At 59.9% G+C, this 19,567-nt stretch carries 22 protein-coding genes; 13 read left to right on the top strand and 9 right to left on the bottom strand.

The annotated features are described in order from the left end of the window. The first annotated feature begins 67 nt into the window (after window positions 1–67). Entirely contained in the window at window positions 68–190 is a 123-nt protein-coding gene (locus tag ACE04F_RS00225) for a hypothetical protein (RefSeq protein WP_486103954.1), read from the top strand. Window positions 191–459: 269 nt separating this feature from the next. Here ACE04F_RS00225 and ACE04F_RS00220 read toward each other — a convergent pair whose 3' ends face one another. Beyond that, on the bottom strand, window positions 460–798 hold the full coding sequence (locus ACE04F_RS00220; RefSeq protein WP_486103936.1) for a DUF6124 family protein: 339 nt from the start codon (window positions 796–798) through the stop codon (window positions 460–462). Window positions 799–1,251: 453 nt separating this feature from the next. Here ACE04F_RS00220 and ACE04F_RS00215 point away from each other — a divergent pair, with 453 nt between their 5' ends. From ACE04F_RS00215 to ACE04F_RS00190, 6 genes are all read left to right on the top strand, one after another. Beyond that, window positions 1,252–1,731: a hypothetical protein gene (locus tag ACE04F_RS00215; protein WP_486103934.1), complete on the top strand. Its 480-nt coding sequence runs from the start codon at window positions 1,252–1,254 to the stop codon at window positions 1,729–1,731. A gap of 12 nt (window positions 1,732–1,743) precedes the next feature. Beyond that, the gene (locus ACE04F_RS00210; protein ID WP_486103932.1) at window positions 1,744–1,986 is read left to right on the top strand and encodes a hypothetical protein; all 243 of its coding nucleotides are present in this window, start codon (window positions 1,744–1,746) and stop codon (window positions 1,984–1,986) included. A gap of 62 nt (window positions 1,987–2,048) precedes the next feature. Next, window positions 2,049–4,034 (top strand): M10 family metallopeptidase C-terminal domain-containing protein, encoded by a 1,986-nt coding sequence (locus ACE04F_RS00205; protein ID WP_486103930.1) that lies wholly within the window; start codon window positions 2,049–2,051, stop codon window positions 4,032–4,034. A gap of 318 nt (window positions 4,035–4,352) precedes the next feature. After that, window positions 4,353–4,997: a hypothetical protein gene (locus ACE04F_RS00200; protein WP_434607325.1), complete on the top strand. Its 645-nt coding sequence runs from the start codon at window positions 4,353–4,355 to the stop codon at window positions 4,995–4,997. Then, a complete protein-coding gene (locus ACE04F_RS00195) occupies window positions 4,994–5,422 on the top strand; it encodes a hypothetical protein (RefSeq protein WP_486103927.1) in 429 nt (142 codons plus the stop codon). Before ACE04F_RS00200 ends, ACE04F_RS00195 begins: the two co-directional genes overlap by 4 nt. Window positions 5,423–5,696: 274 nt before the next feature. After that, window positions 5,697–6,380, top strand: a complete 684-nt coding sequence (locus ACE04F_RS00190; RefSeq protein WP_486103925.1) for a hypothetical protein — start codon at window positions 5,697–5,699, stop codon at window positions 6,378–6,380. Between the two features lie 104 nt (window positions 6,381–6,484). Here ACE04F_RS00190 and ACE04F_RS00185 read toward each other — a convergent pair whose 3' ends face one another. Continuing rightward, window positions 6,485–6,751 carry a DUF2790 domain-containing protein gene (locus ACE04F_RS00185; RefSeq protein WP_486103923.1) on the bottom strand — a complete coding sequence of 89 codons (267 nt, stop codon included), beginning with the start codon at window positions 6,749–6,751 and terminating at the stop codon, window positions 6,485–6,487. A gap of 254 nt (window positions 6,752–7,005) precedes the next feature. Here ACE04F_RS00185 and ACE04F_RS00180 point away from each other — a divergent pair, with 254 nt between their 5' ends. The 5 genes from ACE04F_RS00180 (at window position 7,006) to ACE04F_RS00160 (ending at window position 13,637) form a co-directional block, all read left to right on the top strand. Continuing rightward, a complete protein-coding gene (locus tag ACE04F_RS00180; protein WP_186730846.1) occupies window positions 7,006–7,746 on the top strand; it encodes a response regulator in 741 nt (246 codons plus the stop codon). Next, window positions 7,743–9,056: an ATP-binding protein gene (locus ACE04F_RS00175; protein WP_486103921.1), complete on the top strand. Its 1,314-nt coding sequence runs from the start codon at window positions 7,743–7,745 to the stop codon at window positions 9,054–9,056. The genes ACE04F_RS00180 and ACE04F_RS00175 overlap by 4 nt, the downstream gene beginning before the upstream one ends. A gap of 186 nt (window positions 9,057–9,242) precedes the next feature. Next, on the top strand, window positions 9,243–10,121 hold the full coding sequence (locus ACE04F_RS00170) for an alpha/beta fold hydrolase (protein WP_486103919.1): 879 nt from the start codon (window positions 9,243–9,245) through the stop codon (window positions 10,119–10,121). 43 nt (window positions 10,122–10,164) lie between these two features. Further along, window positions 10,165–10,977 carry an alpha/beta fold hydrolase gene (locus ACE04F_RS00165; protein ID WP_486103917.1) on the top strand — a complete coding sequence of 271 codons (813 nt, stop codon included), beginning with the start codon at window positions 10,165–10,167 and terminating at the stop codon, window positions 10,975–10,977. Between the two features lie 464 nt (window positions 10,978–11,441). Next, on the top strand, window positions 11,442–13,637 hold the full coding sequence (locus ACE04F_RS00160; RefSeq protein ID WP_486103915.1) for a TonB-dependent receptor: 2,196 nt from the start codon (window positions 11,442–11,444) through the stop codon (window positions 13,635–13,637). A 218-nt stretch (window positions 13,638–13,855) separates the two neighbouring features. Here ACE04F_RS00160 and ACE04F_RS00155 read toward each other — a convergent pair whose 3' ends face one another. The 5 genes from ACE04F_RS00155 to ACE04F_RS00135 are packed head-to-tail and all read right to left on the bottom strand — an operon-like array spanning window position 13,856 to window position 17,761. After that, entirely contained in the window at window positions 13,856–14,491 is a 636-nt protein-coding gene (locus ACE04F_RS00155; protein ID WP_486103913.1) for an SCO family protein, read from the bottom strand. After that, window positions 14,488–15,387: a heme o synthase gene (cyoE, locus tag ACE04F_RS00150; RefSeq protein ID WP_486103911.1), complete on the bottom strand. Its 900-nt coding sequence runs from the start codon at window positions 15,385–15,387 to the stop codon at window positions 14,488–14,490. The genes ACE04F_RS00155 and cyoE overlap by 4 nt, the downstream gene beginning before the upstream one ends. Next, window positions 15,375–16,454 (bottom strand): COX15/CtaA family protein, encoded by a 1,080-nt coding sequence (locus tag ACE04F_RS00145; protein ID WP_486103909.1) that lies wholly within the window; start codon window positions 16,452–16,454, stop codon window positions 15,375–15,377. The genes cyoE and ACE04F_RS00145 overlap by 13 nt, the downstream gene beginning before the upstream one ends. Before the next feature lie 10 nt (window positions 16,455–16,464). Further along, window positions 16,465–17,058 carry a hypothetical protein gene (locus ACE04F_RS00140; protein WP_486103907.1) on the bottom strand — a complete coding sequence of 198 codons (594 nt, stop codon included), beginning with the start codon at window positions 17,056–17,058 and terminating at the stop codon, window positions 16,465–16,467. Further along, window positions 17,024–17,761 (bottom strand): SURF1 family protein, encoded by a 738-nt coding sequence (locus ACE04F_RS00135; RefSeq protein WP_486103905.1) that lies wholly within the window; start codon window positions 17,759–17,761, stop codon window positions 17,024–17,026. The genes ACE04F_RS00140 and ACE04F_RS00135 overlap by 35 nt, the downstream gene beginning before the upstream one ends. Window positions 17,762–17,831: 70 nt before the next feature. On the opposite strand from ACE04F_RS00135, the gene ACE04F_RS00130 reads away from it, so the two are divergent. After that, window positions 17,832–18,035, top strand: coding sequence for a twin transmembrane helix small protein (locus tag ACE04F_RS00130; RefSeq protein ID WP_486103903.1), 204 nt, complete (start codon window positions 17,832–17,834; stop codon window positions 18,033–18,035). A gap of 24 nt (window positions 18,036–18,059) precedes the next feature. On the opposite strand, the gene ACE04F_RS00125 is transcribed toward ACE04F_RS00130, so the two are convergent. Together ACE04F_RS00125 and ACE04F_RS00120 are read right to left on the bottom strand one after the other, a co-directional pair. Further along, window positions 18,060–18,947 carry a cytochrome c oxidase subunit 3 gene (locus ACE04F_RS00125; protein ID WP_305497825.1) on the bottom strand — a complete coding sequence of 296 codons (888 nt, stop codon included), beginning with the start codon at window positions 18,945–18,947 and terminating at the stop codon, window positions 18,060–18,062. A gap of 24 nt (window positions 18,948–18,971) precedes the next feature. After that, window positions 18,972–19,523: a cytochrome c oxidase assembly protein gene (locus ACE04F_RS00120; RefSeq protein WP_434673134.1), complete on the bottom strand. Its 552-nt coding sequence runs from the start codon at window positions 19,521–19,523 to the stop codon at window positions 18,972–18,974. Window positions 19,524–19,567: the final 44 nt, after the last annotated feature.

The following is a 19,567-nucleotide window of genomic DNA, read 5'->3' as shown; positions in this document are numbered from 1 at the left end:
GTCTCAAGAGCCTCGCTTTGTGGCGGCGGTATAGAGTTAATTTGAATCCAATGCGCTCGGCTCGCGTATGTATGCCAATGAAATCCTGCCTACTTACCATGCTGGCGACGTACTGGTCAGCATCGATGTTCAGGTCAATCGCTGTATTGGCCCGCACCGCAGCTTCACGACAATGATCATCAAGGCCTGACTGGAAACGTCCATGACCGAAATTACTCAATTGGTTATTGCTTTGGTGTTGTCCTTTTTGCTCGGTAAGTTTCTCAAGCCGTATCTGCTACGCAAATGGCTAGGCGTGGGGATGGTGGCCGCGCTTTTAGGCCGTTTGCAACTAATCGCTAGAAAGAACCTTGGGGGTACGTGGGGAAGCGATTCTTGGGTCTTCAGAAATAACATCTGTTTCCACGGAGGGAAGAAAACCCGACGAAAAACGTCGGGTTTTTCCGTTGGAAATAAAGCCTACCGCCGCGGCTCCACATTATCCAACACCCGATTCGCCAGCAACGAACTCAACTCAATCAACTGCTGGATCCCCAGCGCCACATGACGCCTCGACCCATCCAGATCAAACGCCAGATCACTCACCATCGCATCAGCCGAAGCCAGCGTCTCACTGAGGTTGGCGAGCAGGCATTCGTTATCGAGGCCTTTCACGACGGTGTATAGCTGCCCCGGTTTGAGGTCGTCTTGAGATTCTTCCGGTTTCGGTTCGGTGGTTTCGTCTTGCGGCTTGGCTTTGGATTTTGCGGAGGTAGAGGTGGAACCTGCCTCTGACGGGTTCGGAGTTTCTTTGAACATGTTCACGTTTCCTTTGTTAGTAGCCGCTACCGTCTCGCTACTAAACGAAAGGGAGGCAACTGTGCGCAAGTTAGTAGACCGGTAGGAAAACGGAAAACCCGGCGCGCCCGAAGGCGCCATGCGCACAGCCACCATCGAGTGCAGGTAATGCCCGACTGATGAGACTCATGCGACCGTATCCTTAACCGGGCTACTAAACCCGACCACTGATGGGCAGTGGCAGGACGACAATAGAACCCAGGAACAAGGCGCACAAGCCGGCGGATTCTGGCGTAGTTGTAGGCAAAGGCGCAAGGATGCGTGGCTTGATGGATGTTGTAGGCGGGGGCTGTAGGAGAAGGGTGTTTTGGCGATGCAGGTGGGTTGTTTTACTCAATCCAGCAATACGAAATGATTGAATCCAGTCCCCCCGTTGCAGAGAATTGCCACCTTTACCCCAAAAGGATACGGGTGATGAAGTTCGAAGGGACTTTTCAATACATGGGCAATCACGGGATCGTCTTCAACGTCTCGCAGATCACCCTCACCGACAGCGAACGTGGGCGCTTGCGCGAGCTGCATTTTGGCGAGGCAAAACACGCTCACTATGAAGTCAACAGCAAGGTCGTCGAGGTATACGACAAGATGCAAGCCAAGGGCCTGCCTTGCGTGATGATGATCGGGATCTCCAAGCCGCTGACCCGGCAACAGGGCGACGCCCTCAACGCCCAGCGCACCACGATCGCCACCCTTGCAGCCGCGACCTTCGCTTCCGCCGCCAAGGCTGTGGCCCCCCCTTACGTGGCGGCATCTGTAGGGGTGGGTGTGCGCACGTATACCAATCAAATTCTACCCACTTACCATGCGGGCGACGTACTGGTCAGCATCGAGGCGCAGGTCAACGGCGGCATCGGCCCGCAACGCACGCTCTCGACATTGATCATCAAGACCTGACCGGAGACGTACATGTCCGAAATTACTCAATTGGTCATTGCCTTGGTGGTGTTCTTTCTGCTCGATCGATTGCTCAAGCCCTATCTGCTACGCAAGTGGCTAGGCGTGGTGTTGATGGCGGCGGGTGCGGTTGGCTGTGTTTTGGCCGGTCAGACCCGCGTGCTCGGGTTTGATCTGGGGTTGCTGTCGGTTTTTGCCGTGGTGATAGGGATGGAATTGTTCATGAAGCGGCGGCGGTTTGAGGAGGTTGGCTGAGTGGCAACCTGACCAAGCCGTGTCTATAGTTTTTCCCCCAGATACCTATCGGAGGCATGGACATGAGCCAGAGCATTTCGCCCGCCGGCTCAGCCGCGCGGAACACAGGCATGGTCGCCACGACCTTATGGGGCTCGGACAAGATCGCGGGTATCACGGTCGATCCGGACGGTGCTATCTGGCTTGGCGCTTATAGTCGCCTGGGGCTGGGAGGCGAAGAGGATTCAGGTTTCACCGCCAGCCTGGTCCGGTTCAATGCCGACGGTAGCCTGGACCGCAACTACAGTGGAGACGGTAAATCCCTGCTCCCGGTGGCGCTCGATATCGAGGACGGTGGTAATGCTGCGGTGCAGCCGGGAGGGGGCTACCTGGCGGCGCTCTACGTGAAAGTGGGCGACGCGTGGGTTTCGGGTGTAAGCCGTACCTTGGCTGACGGCAGCCTCGATACCAGTTTCGGGAATGGCGGCACCGCTTTAGTGCCCTTCTACTGGAATAACGATCTAGGCCAGCAAGCGTCGTTCTCCGTACAACGCGACGGCAGCTTTTTCGCAAGCGCCGGGTATCCCTCTGGGGAGATCCATATCGCTCGCTTCGACGCGACGGGGACCTTGGTCTCGTCTTTTGGAGAGGCTGGGGTCCTGCACCTGCCAGCGTCTGTCGGCATTCACCCCAGCCGCACGCTCGACGTTTCGCTGCAGGCAGACGGGAAGGTCTTGGTCACGGGGCAAGCTACCCTGACCCGCCTGAACCCGGACGGTACGCTGGACAGCAGCTTTGCCAACGGCGGCAGCCTGGCCCTGGATGTTCATGCAGACGCGCTCGTCATCCAGGATGACGGAAAAATCCTGTTGGCGGGCGCCCTGGGCGGTGTGGCGACCGTTATCCGACTCAACGCCGATGGCTCGCTCGACAAAAGTTTCGGTGATCAGGGCCAGGTACGTTGGGGCTCAGAAAGCACTCCTTTCGCAGTGACCGACATGATCGTGCTGGCTGACGGCAAGCTATTGATTGGAGGAAGCCAAGGTACCCGTGCGGACGGCTATCTGGCCGCCTTGGTTCAGTTGAACCCCGACGGTCGCCTGGACCACAGCTTTGGCAATCCCGACGACGGTTATTACCACCTCGACGGTGGCCGCGATGATGACTTCTTGCTCGGTACCGCCTCGTTCGACGATGCGATCTTTGGCGGGGCCGGTAACGATCTGCTCGATGGCCAGCAAGGTCGCGACCTGCTGACGGGCGGAACCGGGACCGATACGTTCCTTTACCAGTCAGTCTCGGACAGTTACCGAACCGCAACCACGGCCCACAGCGACCGAATCACCGACTTCGACCCCAGCAGCGACACGCTGGACCTGTCCTCCCTGGGGTTCCTCGGGCTGGGCAATGGGTATGACGGAACGCTGGCGATACGCGTCAATGACAGCGGGACGCGGACCTACCTCAAAAGTTTTGAGGCCAACGCCGATGGCGAACGCTTCGAAGTGGTCTTCGACGGTAACTTGGGCCAAGCGCTGAATGAAACCAATCTCCTGTTTCAGCAAGCCAGGTTGACGGGCACCGAAGGGGCCGATCATTTGCAAGGCAACGCTCGAGACGAAATCATCGAAGGGCTCGGGGGCGATGATCGCCTTTATGGCGCGCTCGGCAATGATGTATTGGTTGGCGGAGAGGGCCGGGATCTATTGACGGGTGGTGGTAACAACGATGTGTTTCGCTTCGACTTACTGAGCGACAGCTACCGTACCGCCACCGAAAATCACACTGATCGCCTGATGGACTACACCACGGGTGAAGACACGATCGATTTGTCCGCCTTGGGCTTTACCCGGCTGGGAAATGGTTACAACGGCACGTTGGACGTCATTTTCAATGAAGCCAAGAACCTGACTTACTTGAAAAGCTACGAAGCCGACGCCTCTGGGGCTCGATTCGAGTTGAGCCTGGCAGGGGACCACTCCGGTTACCGTAACTTGAACATCATCTTCACCGAGCCCCCGGAAGAGGAGGTCTTTCAATTGATCGGAGTGAGTGACTCCTTGGCGTAAAGATTATTTCTTGCCTTGGGCCGCTTTCCGGGCGGTTCAAGGCGTTATGGAGTAATGGCTGTCGCTTTCTGTCCCAATGTGCCCCGCTTTGCAAAAACCGAATGCCGCTTGGTTTGCAAACGCACCCTCCGCTAGCGTCAGACGGGCCAGCCAATCTCATCCTCACCGCAACTGCGCGTGCAGCCCTTGCCGCAGGAGAGCTTCTGACTTGGATAGGCAATGAAGTGCTTTTTTCCAGAAACCGTCTTGCTTCCAAAATGAATACATGAACTAATTGTCCCGAGTCCCGGGATCTGGGACAGGTGGTTCGAGGTAGACATGAAAGGTCAAGACATAGGCGTACTCCTCAAATTAATTTGTCTGCAACGACACGAATTGCGCGGGAAGGCTATGGCTGCCTGGCCGCATGACTGGAAAGACTGGAAGAGCCTTGAAGAGGATCCTTTGGGAGCAACGGAAGAAGAGTTGGATCCGGATGTCGGAATCATCAGCCTTTCACGCTATACGGCCCGCTCGCTGGAGATGCAGACTGGCATCAGCAAGACTCAGATAAACCGCTCGCTCAAACACTGTATGGACATTGGTCTGGCCAGGAACGACCGCAAGCTAAATGTTCCCAGGGTCAATACTAAAGCGCTGCTGGAGTTCATCGTTTACGGTGTGAAATATGTTTTTCCTGTTCGACCCGGCGAACTGACTCGTGGCATTTCGACCAGCTTTGCCGCCCCTGTGCTGGCCAATCAGCTTCTCAGCGCTGGAGAGCACCCGCTGGTTTGGTCATACGCACGCGGCAACACCATGGGCATGAAGGTTGAACCGCTGTTCAAGACAGCGCCCGACGCGGCGAGAAGGGACCCGGAAATGTACGCGCTACTCGCCTTGGTCGACGCAGTACGCCTCGGCCAGCCACGCGAAAGCAATCTGGCAGCAAAAAACCTGCAAGAGCGCTTGGAGTTTCGATGACCGTATTCAATGTCCTGCGAGACATGCTTAAAGAGGTTGCCAAGGCCCTTGGGCCCGATATGTGCCAGCAGATGACCTTTGTTGGTGGTTGTACCACCGGTCTGCTGTTGACCGATGACTTCACCCGCGAGCAGGTCCGAAGTACGGAAGATGTCGATCTGATCGTGCATGTTATGGGGGCGATAGGCTTCGTCCGCCTACAAGAACAGCTTTCCCTGCGAGGCTTTCGGCTCAGCCCGAACGACGAGGGGGATGACCTACCGATCTGCGCTATGAAGCTGGGCGAGTTGCGCGTCGATTTCATGCCGGACGACGACACCCTCGGATTCAGCAATCGTTGGTACAAAGACGCCACGGCCACTGCAACGCCATACGAGCTGGATGCGGAAACCACCATCAACTGGTCAGCCCCGTCTACTTTGTAGCCACCAAACTGGAGGCTTGGAAAGGCCGTGGTCGTGGCGATGCGCTAACCAGCCGAGACATTGAGGACATTCTCCACTTGGTCGACGGGCGCTCCGAGTTGTTGGGCGAAATTCAGAGCGCCAAGGTTGAGGTCAACACTTACATAAGCCACGAAGTCGCCAAGCTGCTGGACGATAACAATTTCGAGTATGCGGTAAGCGCCCAATCTAGAGGCGATTCAGATCGAGAAAATTTGTTGTTCGAACGTCTGGAGTCACTGGCCGGAGTCCGTCCTTGACGCAAATTGACTGGAGCAGCCGCCAAGGATGGCGGACACAAAGCAACAATGATGCCGCCGCTGTCGGCCAAAAAGGTCACTTCCTGCTGGCAATGCTGGTGGATGCAGCCGAGAGAGGTGAGGGTCAGGCCCTGGCGCGACACTGGGCCCAAATCATTGTCAGAAACGCACTTGTCGCCAACGAGCCGCCGAGTACGGCCAGCCTGCTCAATGTGATGCGCGTCGAACAGCATAAGCTGCGCCATCAGCACCTGCATGCCGTCGCCAGCTACTGCTGCGCGCTTATCGACCTGCGGTTGCAGCACCTGTATCTCCTGCACGTGGGAGATTGCCGGGCCGGCATCCGCCAGAGCAGCGGTCATATCGATTGGCTGACCCGTCCGCATGATCTGAGCCAGCAGCCTATTTGGCCTTCCTCATACGCGGAGGCTTCGCAGTACCGCCATATGCTGACCCGCTCTTTGAATGCAAAGCGCTTCTACGTTCCGGAATGCCAGAATATCCCCTTTCCCGCGGATGCCAGTCTGGTCCTTTGCAGCGATGGTTACTGGTACGAACACCAACAATTGGGCGTTGCTCTACAAAAAGTAGAGGACGACACAAGTATCCTGGCTTTGCAGCCGAACAAACCTGCTCGCGCCCCAACGAACAGCGAAGGGCTTTTCATCATTTCGGTATGAGCGAATCGATTAACCCGACTTGATAGGCACCAGATAATCGCTTTTGGGCCGGTTTTGGCTTCTGGCAACGAGCAGCTTCTGGTCGTCCCCCCCCGAACCACCCCTCAACTCCCTTCACTGTTACAGCTGGCCGCGTGCTTGAGGTACGTCAGCGCTTTCCGCTCACCCATCGAATCAAGGTAGGTAATCTGCGCATTCACCAACCCGCAGGTCTGGCCACTGTCTTCGGTCAGCGAGATCACTTTGTCGATGTCCAGGTGCGTGCCGTAGGAATAGCTTTCGCCGGCCGCTTTGTCCTGGGCCAAGGCGGGTAACGCGCTGGCGCTCAGGGCAGTGATCAGGCAAGCGGTAGCGATGGTTTTCAGGTTCATGGTCGTTTCCCTTCAATGAGTTTGATGGCGCTCATTAAAAGCCCGTGAGGTATCTCGGCTGTGTCGCAAAACGCCGTGGTTGGATGCGTACGTATCTAAGGTGAATTGCGATACAGATCGATACAATCGCCACTGTTTTTGCTTGGCTCTGGCTTGATTCAGGGCTGGATAAGCTGAACGCACGGTGCGTCGCCAACCGGCAACACGGCATCGTCACACTGCGCAATCGATGCGCGCATTTCGGAGAGCAGGGCATGGAACATGTCGATCACGTATTGATCGTGGATGATGATCGGGAAATCAGGGAGCTGGTCGGCAATTACCTGATCAAGAATGGCCTGCGCACCACCGTGGTCGCCGATGGCCGCCAGATGCGGGCCTTTCTCGAAGCCAATCAGGTCGACCTGATCGTGCTCGACATCATGATGCCAGGGGATGACGGGCTGCTGCTGTGCCGCGAATTGCGCGCCGGCAAGCATAAGGCGACGCCGGTGCTGATGCTGACGGCTCGCAGCGACGAGACCGACCGCATCATTGGCCTGGAAATGGGCGCCGATGACTATCTGGCGAAACCCTTCGCGGCCCGGGAGCTGCTGGCGCGCATCAACGCGGTGCTGCGGCGCACCCGCATGCTGCCGCCCAACTTTGTCGTGACCGAAAGCGGTCGGATGCTCAAGTTCGGCCGCTGGCGTCTCGACACCACTGCTCGCCATCTGCTCGATGAAGACGACACGCTGGTCTCGCTGAGCGGCGCCGAGTACCGGCTGCTGCGGGTATTTCTCGATCATCCTCAGCGGGTCCTGAGCCGCGACCAGTTGCTCAACCTGACGCAGGGCCGTGACGCGGACATCTTCGACCGCTCCATTGATCTGCTGGTCAGCCGCGTGCGCCAGCGCTTGCTGGATGACGCCCGCGAACCGCTCTACTTGAAGACGGTGCGCAACGAAGGCTACGTCTTTACCTTTGCGGTGGAAATGCTTGAGGAGCAGGCATGAAACTCGCGTTGCAATGGCCTCGCACGCTGGCCTCGCGGCTGTGGCTGGTGTTCCTTGTCGGCTTGATACTGGCCCAGGCCCTGACGTTCGCAGCCCAGTACTACGAACGCTACGAAAGCACCAAGACGGCCATGCTGGGCAATTTCGAGCACGATACGGCGACGTCCATCGCCATCCTCGACCGTCTGCCTGCCGCCGAGCGCCTGGAATGGACCAAGCGTCTGCAGCGGCGCAACTATGACTATTTGCTGCGGGAGCACGATCCCGGCATTCCGCTCACTTCCAACGATCTCGCGGCGACGGCGGCGCAATCGCTGCAAGTCTCGCTGGGCCGCAACTATGACCTGACCTTTGTCGAGATCCCGGGCCCACGCCAGCATTTCCAAGCCCAGGTGCGATTGGCGGACGGCAGCCCGGTGACCATCGATGTGCGTCCCTCGGTCCGGCCGTTGTCGCCCTGGTTGCCCTTTGTCCTGTTCGGTCAGTTGCTGTTGATGATCGGCTGCACCTGGCTGGCCGTGCGCATCGCCATACGCCCGCTCAGCCGCCTGGCCGAAGCGGTCGAGAACCTCGACCCGAATGCCCATCCCGTGCCGTTGGATGAAACCGGTCCACGGGAAGTGGCCAACGCCGCCCGCGCCTTTAACAGCATGCAGGCGCGCATTGCCGCCTACCTGAAAGAGCGCATGCAATTGCTTGCGGCGATTTCCCACGACTTGCAGACGCCCATCACGCGCATGAAGCTGCGCGCGGAGTTCATGGACGACTCGGTGGAGAAAGACAAACTGGGCAACGACCTGAACGAAATCGAGCACCTGGTGCGCGAGGGCGTCGCTTATGCGCGCAGTGTTCATGGGGCGACTGAGACCAGTTGCCGCATCAGCCTGGATTCGTTTCTCGACAGCCTGGTGTGCGACTACCAGGACACCGGCCGGGAGGTCAGCCTGCGCGGCCAGAACGGCGCGATCATCGAGACACGACCCCATGCGCTGCGGCGTATTCTGGTGAACCTGGTGGATAACGCGCTGAAGTACGCCGGCACCGCCGAGGTGGAAATCGGCGGCAATGGGAGCACCGGCGTTTCCATCAGTGTGCTTGATCGAGGGCCGGGCATTCCCGAGGAGATCCTGGCCGAGGTGGTCAAGCCGTTCTATCGGGTGGAAAGCTCCCGCAACCGCAGCTCTGGTGGCACCGGCCTGGGCCTTGCCATCGCTCAACAGTTGACCGTCGCGATTGGTGGCACGCTGAGCCTGCGCAACCGCGACGGCGGCGGTCTTTGCGTGACCCTCGACTTCGGCGTCGATCAGTAGGCCGCTACTGCTGGATCAGTGGCATGCATTTGTAAGCCACTGTATCCAGCGCATCTACAGACTCAAAAGAACGCATAACGGCCGGGTGTCGAACATTTCCGGTATACATGCCGCTGCAAGAATTCTCCCCATCAACTCGCCATCGGATCCCCCGAATGGCGAGCCCTGACCTAAGGAGATCTTGCGATGAATACCCAGTCCCAACGCGCTCAAGCAGCCAACCACGCCCAGGCCGGCAGCTATATCACCACCCAGGATGGCGTACAGCTCTATTACAAGGACTGGGGTCCGAAAGATGGGCCAGTTGTCACCTTCAGCCATGGCTGGCCGCTGAATTCGGACAGCTGGGAATCGCAGATGTTGTTCCTGGCCGACCAAGGCTATCGAGTAATCGCCCACGACCGCCGCGGCCATGGCCGTTCCAGCCAGCCGTGGGAAGGTAACGACATGGATCACTACGCCGATGACCTGGCCACTGTGATCAACACCCTGGACCTTAACGACGTGACCCTGGTGGGTTTCTCGACCGGTGGCGGCGAAATCACCCGCTACATCGGCCGCCACGGCACCGACCGGGTGAAGAAAGCCGCACTGATCAGCGCCGTTCCGCCGATGATGCTCCAGACCGAAGACTACCCAGGCGGCCTGCCGATCGAGGTGTTCGACGGCCTGCGCAAGGCCTCGCTGGACAACCGCTCGCAGCTGTACCGCGACATCGCGTCCGGCCCGTTCTTCGGCTTCAACCGCGACGGGGCGAACGTCTCCCAGGGGCTGATCGATTCGTTCTGGGCGCAGGGCATGCAAGCGGGCCACAAAAACACCTATGACTGCATCGCGGCGTTCTCGGCGACAGACTTCCGCGCCGACCTGGCCAGGTTCGACGTGCCGACACTGATCGTGCATGGCGACGACGACCAGATCGTTCCGATTGACGCTTCCGCCCATGCCGCCGCCGAGCTGGTGCAGAACGCCGAGTTGATCGTCTATCCGGGCGCCCCGCACGGCCTGACCGACACCCACAAGGACCGCCTCAACCAGGATCTGTTGGACTTCCTGGCCAAGTAAACCCATCGCTGCAGCGTCACCCCTCCAATCAATGAAAAAAGGAATGATCATGCTCACTATCAAATCGCTGTTGGCCGTCACCATCACCGCTGCGCTGGCACTGACCTCCGTTAATAGCGCAACCGCCGCGCAACCCGATGCCGCCAAGCCCACCATCGTGCTGGTGCATGGCGCCTTCGCCGAATCGTCCAGTTGGAATGGCGTTGCCGCCCAGTTGCTGACCCAGGGTTATCCGGTCGTTGCCGCGGCCAACCCGCTGCGCGGCGTGAAGCAGGATGCTGATTACGTCGCCGATATCGTCGAACAAACCGCCGGCCCGGTGATCCTGGTGGGTCACTCCTACGGCGGCGCCGTGATCACTAACGCCGTGCACGACAACCCCAAGGTCAAGGCGCTTGTCTACGTCGCGGCCTTCGCGCCGGAAAAAGGCGAAACCGCCATCGAGCTGTCCGGTCGCTACCCTGGCGGCACCCTTGGGCCAACCTTGGCGGCTCCGGTGCAGCTGGACGACGGCAATAAGGATCTCTACATCCAGCAGGACAAATTCGGCCAACAGTTTGCCGCCGACGTTCCAGCGGCGGAGTCCGCGCTGATGGCCGCCACACAACGGCCCATCAGCGAGGCGGCATTGAAGGAAGCGTCTGGCGAACCGGCCTGGAAAAAACTGCCGTCCTGGTTCATCTACGGCTCGGCGGACAAGAACATCCCCGAGGCCGCCCTGAAGTTCATGGCCGAACGCGCAGGTTCGAAAAAGACTGTCACCGTTCAAGGGGCTTCCCATGTGGTGATGACGTCCAATCCGGAGAAAGTCGCGGAGCTGATCATTGAAGCTGCGCAAGGCAGCTCCAAGGGCTGATCAGGTTAAGCGGGGCGATTGACCCTCACCCGTTGGCCTGCGAGAAGAACCAGAAACCCGGCGCAGGAGGCCGGGTTTTTTCGTTGGGGCATAAAGCGGTTCCACGTTATCAACTCAATCAGCTGCGCAATACCCTGCGCCACATGACGCCGCGACTCATCCAGATCAGCATCGCGCACTGGGCGGCGTTGGGCTCGGTATTCGGCTCGACACCCCCCCGTGGCGAGGGAGCTTGCTCCCGCTGGCCTGCGCAGCAGGCCCCTGCATTTCTCCAGGCAAACCGCAGTGTCCGGTTTTGCGACTGCTGCGCAGTCGAGCGGGAGCAAGCTCCCTCGCCACGGGGGGCCTGATCAAACGGCTTTCCCTATCCTTATGGCAACGTGCCCGTTGCTTGTAGATAATCCATCTGCGAATCATTAGCATTAGCGACATCGAATTCCAGTTTTCCCGCAGGTGCTCACTCCATGCCATTTCCATATCGCCTCACGCTGCTCGCCGCGTGCTGCTCAGTCAGCTTTCTCACCCAGGCCGCAGAACCTATTGAATTGGGAGTGACCGACGTTACTGCCGATGTGATCAAAGCCAATTCCAACACCCTACCAGCGCCCTACGCGGGCGGTCAGGTGGCGAGGGGAGGTCGGATGGGGGTGCTGGGCAATCAGGACATCATGGATGTCCCGTTCGTGATGACGAGCTACACCTCGCAGCTGATTGAAGATCAACAAGCTGAAGACGTGGGTGATGTGCTGCTCAATGATCCGTCGGTGCGTCAGTCCTATGGGTTCGGTAACCAATCCCAAGTGTTCGTGATTCGCGGCTTGCCGCTTAGCGGCGACGACATTTCCTACAACGGACTGTATGGCGTTTTACCGCGCCAGATTCTGTCGACGGATGCCATCGAGCGTGTCGAGGTGTTCAAAGGCCCCAACGCGTTTATCAACGGTGTCAGTCCGACGGGCTCGGGTCTTGGCGGCGGCGTCAACTTGCAGCCCAAACGCGCGGAGGATGTCCCGACTCGTCGTTATACCCAGGACATCAGCACCGATGGCCGCGTTGGCGAGCATTTGGATATCGGGCAGCGATTCGGCGAGGATAATCGCTTTGGCGCCAGGTTGAACCTGAGCCAGCGAGAAGGTGAAACTGCGATTGACGACCAGGATCAGCGCACCAAGTTGTTTGTTGCGGGCTTGGATTATCGAGGTGATGACTTCCGCGTTTCCACCGACTTCGGGTATCAGAAACAGCGTATCAATGGACTGCGCAATTCCGTGAACATCGGCAACGCCACCCGCATACCCACGGCTCCGCACGCTAGTCACAACTATGGACAGGACTGGACTTACTCCGAAACCGAAGACACCTTCGGCATGGTTCGTGGCGATTGGGATCTGAACGAAAACTGGACCGCCTACCTGGCTGGCGGTGTGAAGCACACCCGAGAAACCGGGGTGTACGCCACGCCAACGCTGGTCGGCAATAACGGAGTAGCGACGATCCGTGGCTCGGAAATTCCGCACAACGAAGACAATACATCGTTCAGTGGCGGGTTGAACGGGCGCTTTGACACGGGACCTGTTTCCCATCAGGTGGCGATCGGCGGCTCAACGATCTGGACCGAGCAGGAAAACGCCTACACGTTTTATCGTCCCGTTACCGGCAACAGCAATCTCTACGACACTCCGAAGCTTCCCAAACCGACGGCGGTGTCCAGCACCGGCGGTGAAATGGGTGATCCCGGGGTGACCGGCAAAACCCGCAACCGTAGCCTGGCGATTTCCGACACGTTGGGCTTGTTCGATGACAAGTTGCTGGTCACTTATGGTGTTCGTCGGCAGCAGTTGCGTGTCGAGAACTACAAGTACGAAGGCACCACTTTAAACGGTGTCGCCAATTCAGCAAACGATGGCAGTCGTAGTAATGCTCCCTACGACGAGGCCGTTACCACACCTGTCTACGGCATCGTCTACAAGCCTGTGGAAAGCGTGTCGCTCTACGCCAACCGAATCGAAGGCCTGGCAAAAGGGCCGGTGGCGTCCGGTACAGGTATCACCAACCTGGGCCAAGCCTTTCCCCCTGGCCGCACCAAACAGTTGGAAGCGGGCATCAAGTTGGACATGCAGACTTTCGGCGCCAACCTGGGGGTTTTCCGCATCGAGAAACCTTCCGATGGTTACGTCGACAACGCGCAGAACCTCTATGTGCGTGATGGTGAGCAGGTCAACAAGGGGCTGGAGATCAGCGTCTTCGGCGAGCCCGTCGAAGGTCTCCGGTTGATGGCCGGCGGGACCCGCATGACGTCCGAACTCAAGAAAACTGCGGGCGCTAGCAACGACGGCAATCACGCCATTGGCGTGCCGACGTTCCAGCTCAATGCCAGCGTGGATTGGGATGTTCCGGGTATCGAAGGCGCCGCTCTCAGCGCAAGGATGTTGCGCACCGGCGGGCAGTACGCGGATCAGGCCAACAACCTGAGCTTGCCCACCTGGAACCGTTTTGACGCTGGCGCACGTTACAAAATGAAATTCGTGGAGAAAGACCTGACGTTGCGCGTCAACGTGGAAAACATCACCGACAAGAACTACTGGGCTTCGGCAAACGGCGGCTACCTTTCGCAGGGTGATCCGCGGTTGGTGAAGTTTTCGGGGACTGTTGATTTCTGAGTATTCATCTGAGGAAGGCTTGGAATACCGAGACTGAAGAGGGGAACCTAACCCCCTGTGGGGGGGGGGGGGGGTGGGGGTGGCCTGCGCAGCAGGCCCCTGCATTATTTCAGGCAAACCGCATCGTCTGGTTTTGCGACTGCTGCGCAGTCGAGCGGGAGCAAGCTCCCTCGCCACGGGGGTTGCGTCATCGGCGAGCAGGAGCCCTCACCTTGGCCTTATTTACGCTTGAGCATCTCCGGCAACTGCGCCACCAACTTCTGATTATTCATCGGCGCCCGGATAAATCCGCGTTGGGTGCCGTCCGGGCCGATGACGGCGAGGTTGCCGCTGTGGTCGACGGTGTAATTGGGTTTGCTGGTGTCCGCCGGGATGAACGGGATGCTCACCGCATTGGCGAGTTTTTGCAGGTCTTGCACCGAGGCGGCGGTGAGGCCGATGAACTGCGGGTCGAAGTAACCCAGGTACTGCTTGAGCTGCTTGGGCGTGTCGCGGTTCGGGTCGACGCTTACCAGTACGATCTGCAACTTGGCCACGGCCTCGGGCGGCAGCTCGCTCTTGATCTGGCGCAGTTGGGCGAGGGTGGTCGGGCAGATGTCCGGGCAGAAGGTGTAGCCGAAGAACAGCAGGCTCCATTTGTCTTTCAGCTCGTTCATTGTCACTGGTTGGCCGTCCTGGTCGGTCATTTTCACGTCCGGCAGGGTGCGGCTTTGCGGCAGCAGGATGATGCCGGCGTCAATCAGTGCGGTCGGGTCGCCCTGGCCTTTGCCGGACAGCACTTTATTGATGGTCAGGCCGAGGATCAGGGCGATCACGGCCACGAGGATGAAGACGGTTTTCTGGGTTCGGGTCATAGGCTCAACAGTAAGTAGTGATCTACAAGCAGGGCGATGAACAGCAGGAACAAGTACCAGATAGAGTACTTGAACGTGTTGATCGCCGCGTGCGGCCGACTGCCACGGTACAGCACCACGGCCCATTGCAGGAACCTGGCGCCCAGTACAAGCGCGCACGCCAGGTACAGCAACCCGCTCATCTGGATCACGAACGGCATCAGGCTGACCGCCAGCAGCACCAAGGTGTACAGCAGGATATGGATCTTGGTGTAGTGCTCGCCGTGGGTCACCGGCAGCATCGGGATGTCAGCCTTGGCGTACTCCTCCTTGCGATGGATCGCCAAGGCCCAGAAATGGGGTGGGGTCCAGGCGAAGATGATCAATACCAGCAGCAACGGTTCGGCGCTGACGTGACCGGTGGCTGCGACCCAGCCCAGCAACGGTGGCGCTGCGCCGGCGAGGCCGCCGATGACGATGTTCTGTGGCGTGGCGCGCTTGAGAAAGCCGGTGTAGATCACCGCGTAGCCGAGCAGCGAGGCCAGGGTCAGCCAGGCGGTCAGCGGGTTGGTGAAGACCAGCAGCATCGCCTGGCCGGCCACCGCCAGTGCCAGGGCGAACGTCAGCGCGGCGGCCGGCGAGACCCGGCCCTCGGCCAATGGCCGCTTATGGGTGCGCGCCATCACCGCGTCGATGCGCCGATCCACCACATGGTTGACCGCCGCCGCGCCACCGGCGCACAGCGCAATCCCCAGGTTGCCGAATATCAGCACCGTCCAAGGCACGCCGGCGCGGGTCGCGAGGAACATGCCGACCAGCGAGGTGATCAGCATCAATACCACCACCTTGGGCTTGGTCAGCTCCAGGTAGTCGCGCCAGATCGCCTGGCTGTGGCGTGTACCGGTCAAGGTTGCCATGGCATCTCTCCTTTGATCGTGATGGGGCCGACGCCGTGTTCAGGCGGATTGAAGCGCCAGCGCAGCGGGACCTGATGCCGTACCCGGACCAGGCTGGTCCGGGCGTGATAGTTGACCAGCACCAGGCTCAGCAACAGCGCGGCGCCCCCAGCGTTGTGGGCCACCGCCACCGGCAGCGGCAGATGAAACACGACGTTGCTTATACCGAGGGTAATTTGCGCTGCGAGTGCCGTGAGGACCAGGCCCGCCAGTCGGGTCATGCCCACCGTCTTGAGCTGCCAGGCCAGCCCCAGCAGTACCACGGTCACCAGCAACGCGCCGATGCGATGGGTTACATGGATGGCGGTACGAGCGTCGCTGTCGAGTTGCCCGCCCAGGTAGTTCGGGCCGATGTGCTGGGTCAGGTGGAAGCCATTGGCGAAATCGGCGGGCGGCATCCATTGGCCATGGCAGGTAGGAAAGTCGATACAGGCCACCGCGGCGTAGTTGGAACTGACCCAGCCGCCCAGGGCGATCTGGCCGATCACCAGCAGCAGCCCGGCGGTCGCCCAATGTTGCAAGCGCTTGGGCACGGTCAGCGCCGGCAACACGCCGGACAATCTCAGCGTGAGCAAAAACAGCAGGCTCAACGTCGCGAACCCGCCGAGCAGATGCCCGGTGACCACTTGCGGCCAGAGCTTCAAGGTCACGGTCCACATGCCGAACGCCGCCTGGGCGGACACCACGGCCAGCAGAAACAGCGGCAATTTCAAAGGTTGGCCAGGGTGCCGGCGGTTCGTCCAGGCGCGGGCGGCCAGCGCGGCAATCATCAGTGCCAACGCACCGGCGAAATAGCGATGGACCATTTCGTTCCAGCCTTTATGGGCTTCCACCGGGGTGTCGGGAAAATGCAACTCGGCATGGGCCAGTTGGACTTCGCCCTTGGGCACGCTGATGAAACCGTAGCAACCGGGCCAATCGGGGCAACCGAGGCCGGCGTGGGTCAGGCGGGTGTAGGCGCCCAACAGTACGACAATCAATGCCAGCAACGTGGCAAACAGCGCGAGGCGAAATCCAGGCTTGGCCATGTCGATGCCCTTATCCGATGTTGGACAATTTCAGCAGATGGCGCAGGTCATTGAGCAGGTCCTTGCCCTTGACCCGAGCGTCGTAGCGCAGCACCAGATTGCTGTGGGGGTCGATGATCCACAGCTGGGCGCCGCCAGAGCCCTGGGCGCCTTTCTGATAGGCCGGCAGGTCCAGCGGGTAACGTTGCAATTGCGGATACTCGCGCTGTAGCTGGGCGTCGTATTCCGCCTCCAGCGGTTGCGCTATCGCCAGGGCGTGGCTGGCGCGGCCGGCCTCGCGACCCAGGCCGATCTGCACCTGCCGGGCCAGGTACACCAGTTGTCGGCAATCCACCGAACACTCCTGTGGCGCCGTTACCAGGATCTGCCAGCGCTGCTCGTCGGCCTGCACGCCGATGTCCGCGCGGGACTGGCCGTTGCCGATCAACTCGCCGTGATAGCTGCGGCTGTCCGGGACCCAGAACTGGAACTTGTACATGCCGGTGGCGAGGATCATTGGGCCGACCACGCCCAGCACAATCAGCAGCAATTGCAAGCGCCCCTTGCGCCGGCGGCGTGCGTCGGGCACGTCAGACGTGTTGGTTGGATTCATGGTGCTTCCCATGGTGTCTCCCTGCGTTGTGCCATCCGAGATAAAGGAAAAGGCCGAACAGCGCCGCCGCCATGGCGAACCACTGCACGGCATAACCGAGGTGTTTTTCCGGACCCATGGCCACCACCGGCCAATCGGTCCGGTAGGCGCCAGGGCCGCTTTGTTGTCTCAATTCGTAAGCAAAGCCGCCGCGGCCCAGTTCGGCCCAGAGCTTCTGCGGTTCGATAGCGGTGACCAGCCGCGGCCACGGTGCGCTGGCCGGGTCGGCGTGCAGCTGGAACGTGGCGCCGGGCGCGACGTAGACCCAGGCTTGCAGGTCGATGGGTTGCTCCGGCGTGCTGAAGACTGGCGGAGTACGGCGATCAGGCCAGGGCAGCCAGCCGCGATTGACCAGCAACCACAGCCCGCTGGCATGGTCGAGGAACGGTTGCAGCAGTTCGACGCCGACCTTGCCGTCGTGCTGGCGGTTATCCAGCAACAGGCTGTGTTCGGCGTCGAACTGGCCGTGCAGGCTGACGAGACGAAAGGCCGGATCCGCTGTTTGCGAAAGCTCCACGCTGTCCATCGGCTTGGCCACGCGGCGCTCGGCGTGGGTGTCCATGAGCAGGCGTTTCTGCTCGCCCCGGCTCAATTGCCAGAACCCCAGGCACACCATCACCGGCACCAGCACGGCCACCACCAATGACGGCACGAGGCCCGGCCGGAAGCCTTTCACGGCGCCGCCCGAAAGCTGTAGAACGGGATAGCTATACTCACGTGCATCGCGTTCCCCCGGAGTGTTCCCAATGCTCAAAGCAGCCATCGTCCTGATGCTGATCGCCACGATTGCCAGCCTGTTCAGCGGCTTGTTTTTTCTGGTCAAGGACGACAGCAATTCCAATCGCCTGGTCATCGCCCTGGCGATTCGCGTCAGCCTGGCCGTCGTCACCGTCGGCTTGATCGCCTGGGGCTTTTTCAGCGGCCAGTTGGTGTCGCAGGCTCCTTGGTAAAGAGCCGCCCTGGTAGCGGTTGCCTCAGAGTATGTAGACGAAGAAGAACAAGCCGATCCACACCACGTCGACGAAGTGCCAATACCAGCTCGCGGCCTCGAAGCCGAACTGATGCTCGTTGTCGAAATGCCCGCGCATGATGCGCATCAGCATCACGAACAGGATGATCGTGCCGATGGTGACGTGGGCGCCGTGGAAGCCGGTGAGCATGAAGAACGTCGCGCCGTAGATCCCCGAACCCAGGGTCAGGCCCAGTTCCTTGTAGGCGTGGATGTATTCCTCGGCCTGGAAACCCAGGAAGGCGCAACCCAGCAGCACGGTGATCGCCAGCCAGATTTTCAGCGCGCCGCGATGCCCTTTCTTCAGGGCATGGTGGGCGATGGTGACGGTGACGCTGGAACTGACCAGCAAGATGGTGTTGAGCAGCGGCAAGCCCCACGGGCTGATGACGTCCTTGGGCGCCGGAAACAGTTTCGGATCGGGGTTGTTCAGCAACGGCCAGACGTATTCGAAGTTCGGCCAGAGCATTTCCGACAGGCCCTTGCTACCTTCGCCGGCCAGGCCGGGCGCCGACACCACGCGCACGTAGAACAGCGCGCCGAAGAAGGCGACGAAGAACATCACCTCGGAAAAAATGAACCAGCTCATGCCCCAGCGGAACGAGCGATCGAGCTGTGCACTGTACAGCCCGGCGCGGCTTTCCTTGATGACCGCGCCAAACCAGCCGAACAGCATGTAGGCCAGCAGCAGGCCGCCGACGAAAAAGATCAGCGGGCCATGGGAGTCCGGACGCGCCGCTTTCAGGTCGTTGAACCAGGTCGCCAGGCCATACACCGTGACGAACATCCCGACCGTGGCGATGATCGGCCATTTGCTCTGGGCCGGAACGTAATAGTGCTCATGAGTTGCCATTTATTGTTCTCCTTATCGGGCACGCTATCGGTCAGTGTTTACAGCCACCGGTGGATGACGAGCGGTGATATCGAACAGCGTGTAGGACAGCGTCAGGTGCTTCACTTCCTTGGGCATGTCCCGGTCGACGATGAAGCGCATGGGCATTTCGATGCGTTCGCCGGGTTGCAGCACTTGCTGGGTAAAACAGAAACATTCGGTCTTGTGGAAATATGCAGCGGCGTTGCTCGGCGAAATGCTCGGCACCGCTTGGGCGCTCATCGGTCGATCGGTAGGGTTATGGGCGATGAACACCATCTCGTTGACCGCCCCCGGCTTGACCACCAATTGATCGCCCTTGGGGTAGAAATCCCAGACCATGTCCACCGAGTTGGTCGACAAGAACTGCACCCGGACCTGCCGCGACTCATCAACGGTTTGCTCACCCGTGTACTGCCCGCCGGTCTTGCCGTTGATGCCGAACGCCTTGCACATCACGTCGTAGATCGGCACCAGGGCAAACCCGAAGGCAAACATGGCCACCACCACCAGCAACAGGCGGGTGACCAGTTTTTTCAGCGAGATCGAGTCAGCCATGGCTCCCACTCCCTACCAGGAACCCTGTGGGAGCGAGCCTGCTC

The sequence above is a fragment of the Pseudomonas sp. AGC41 genome (assembly GCF_057334555.1).
This window is presented reverse-complemented; position numbering and strand designations above follow the sequence as displayed.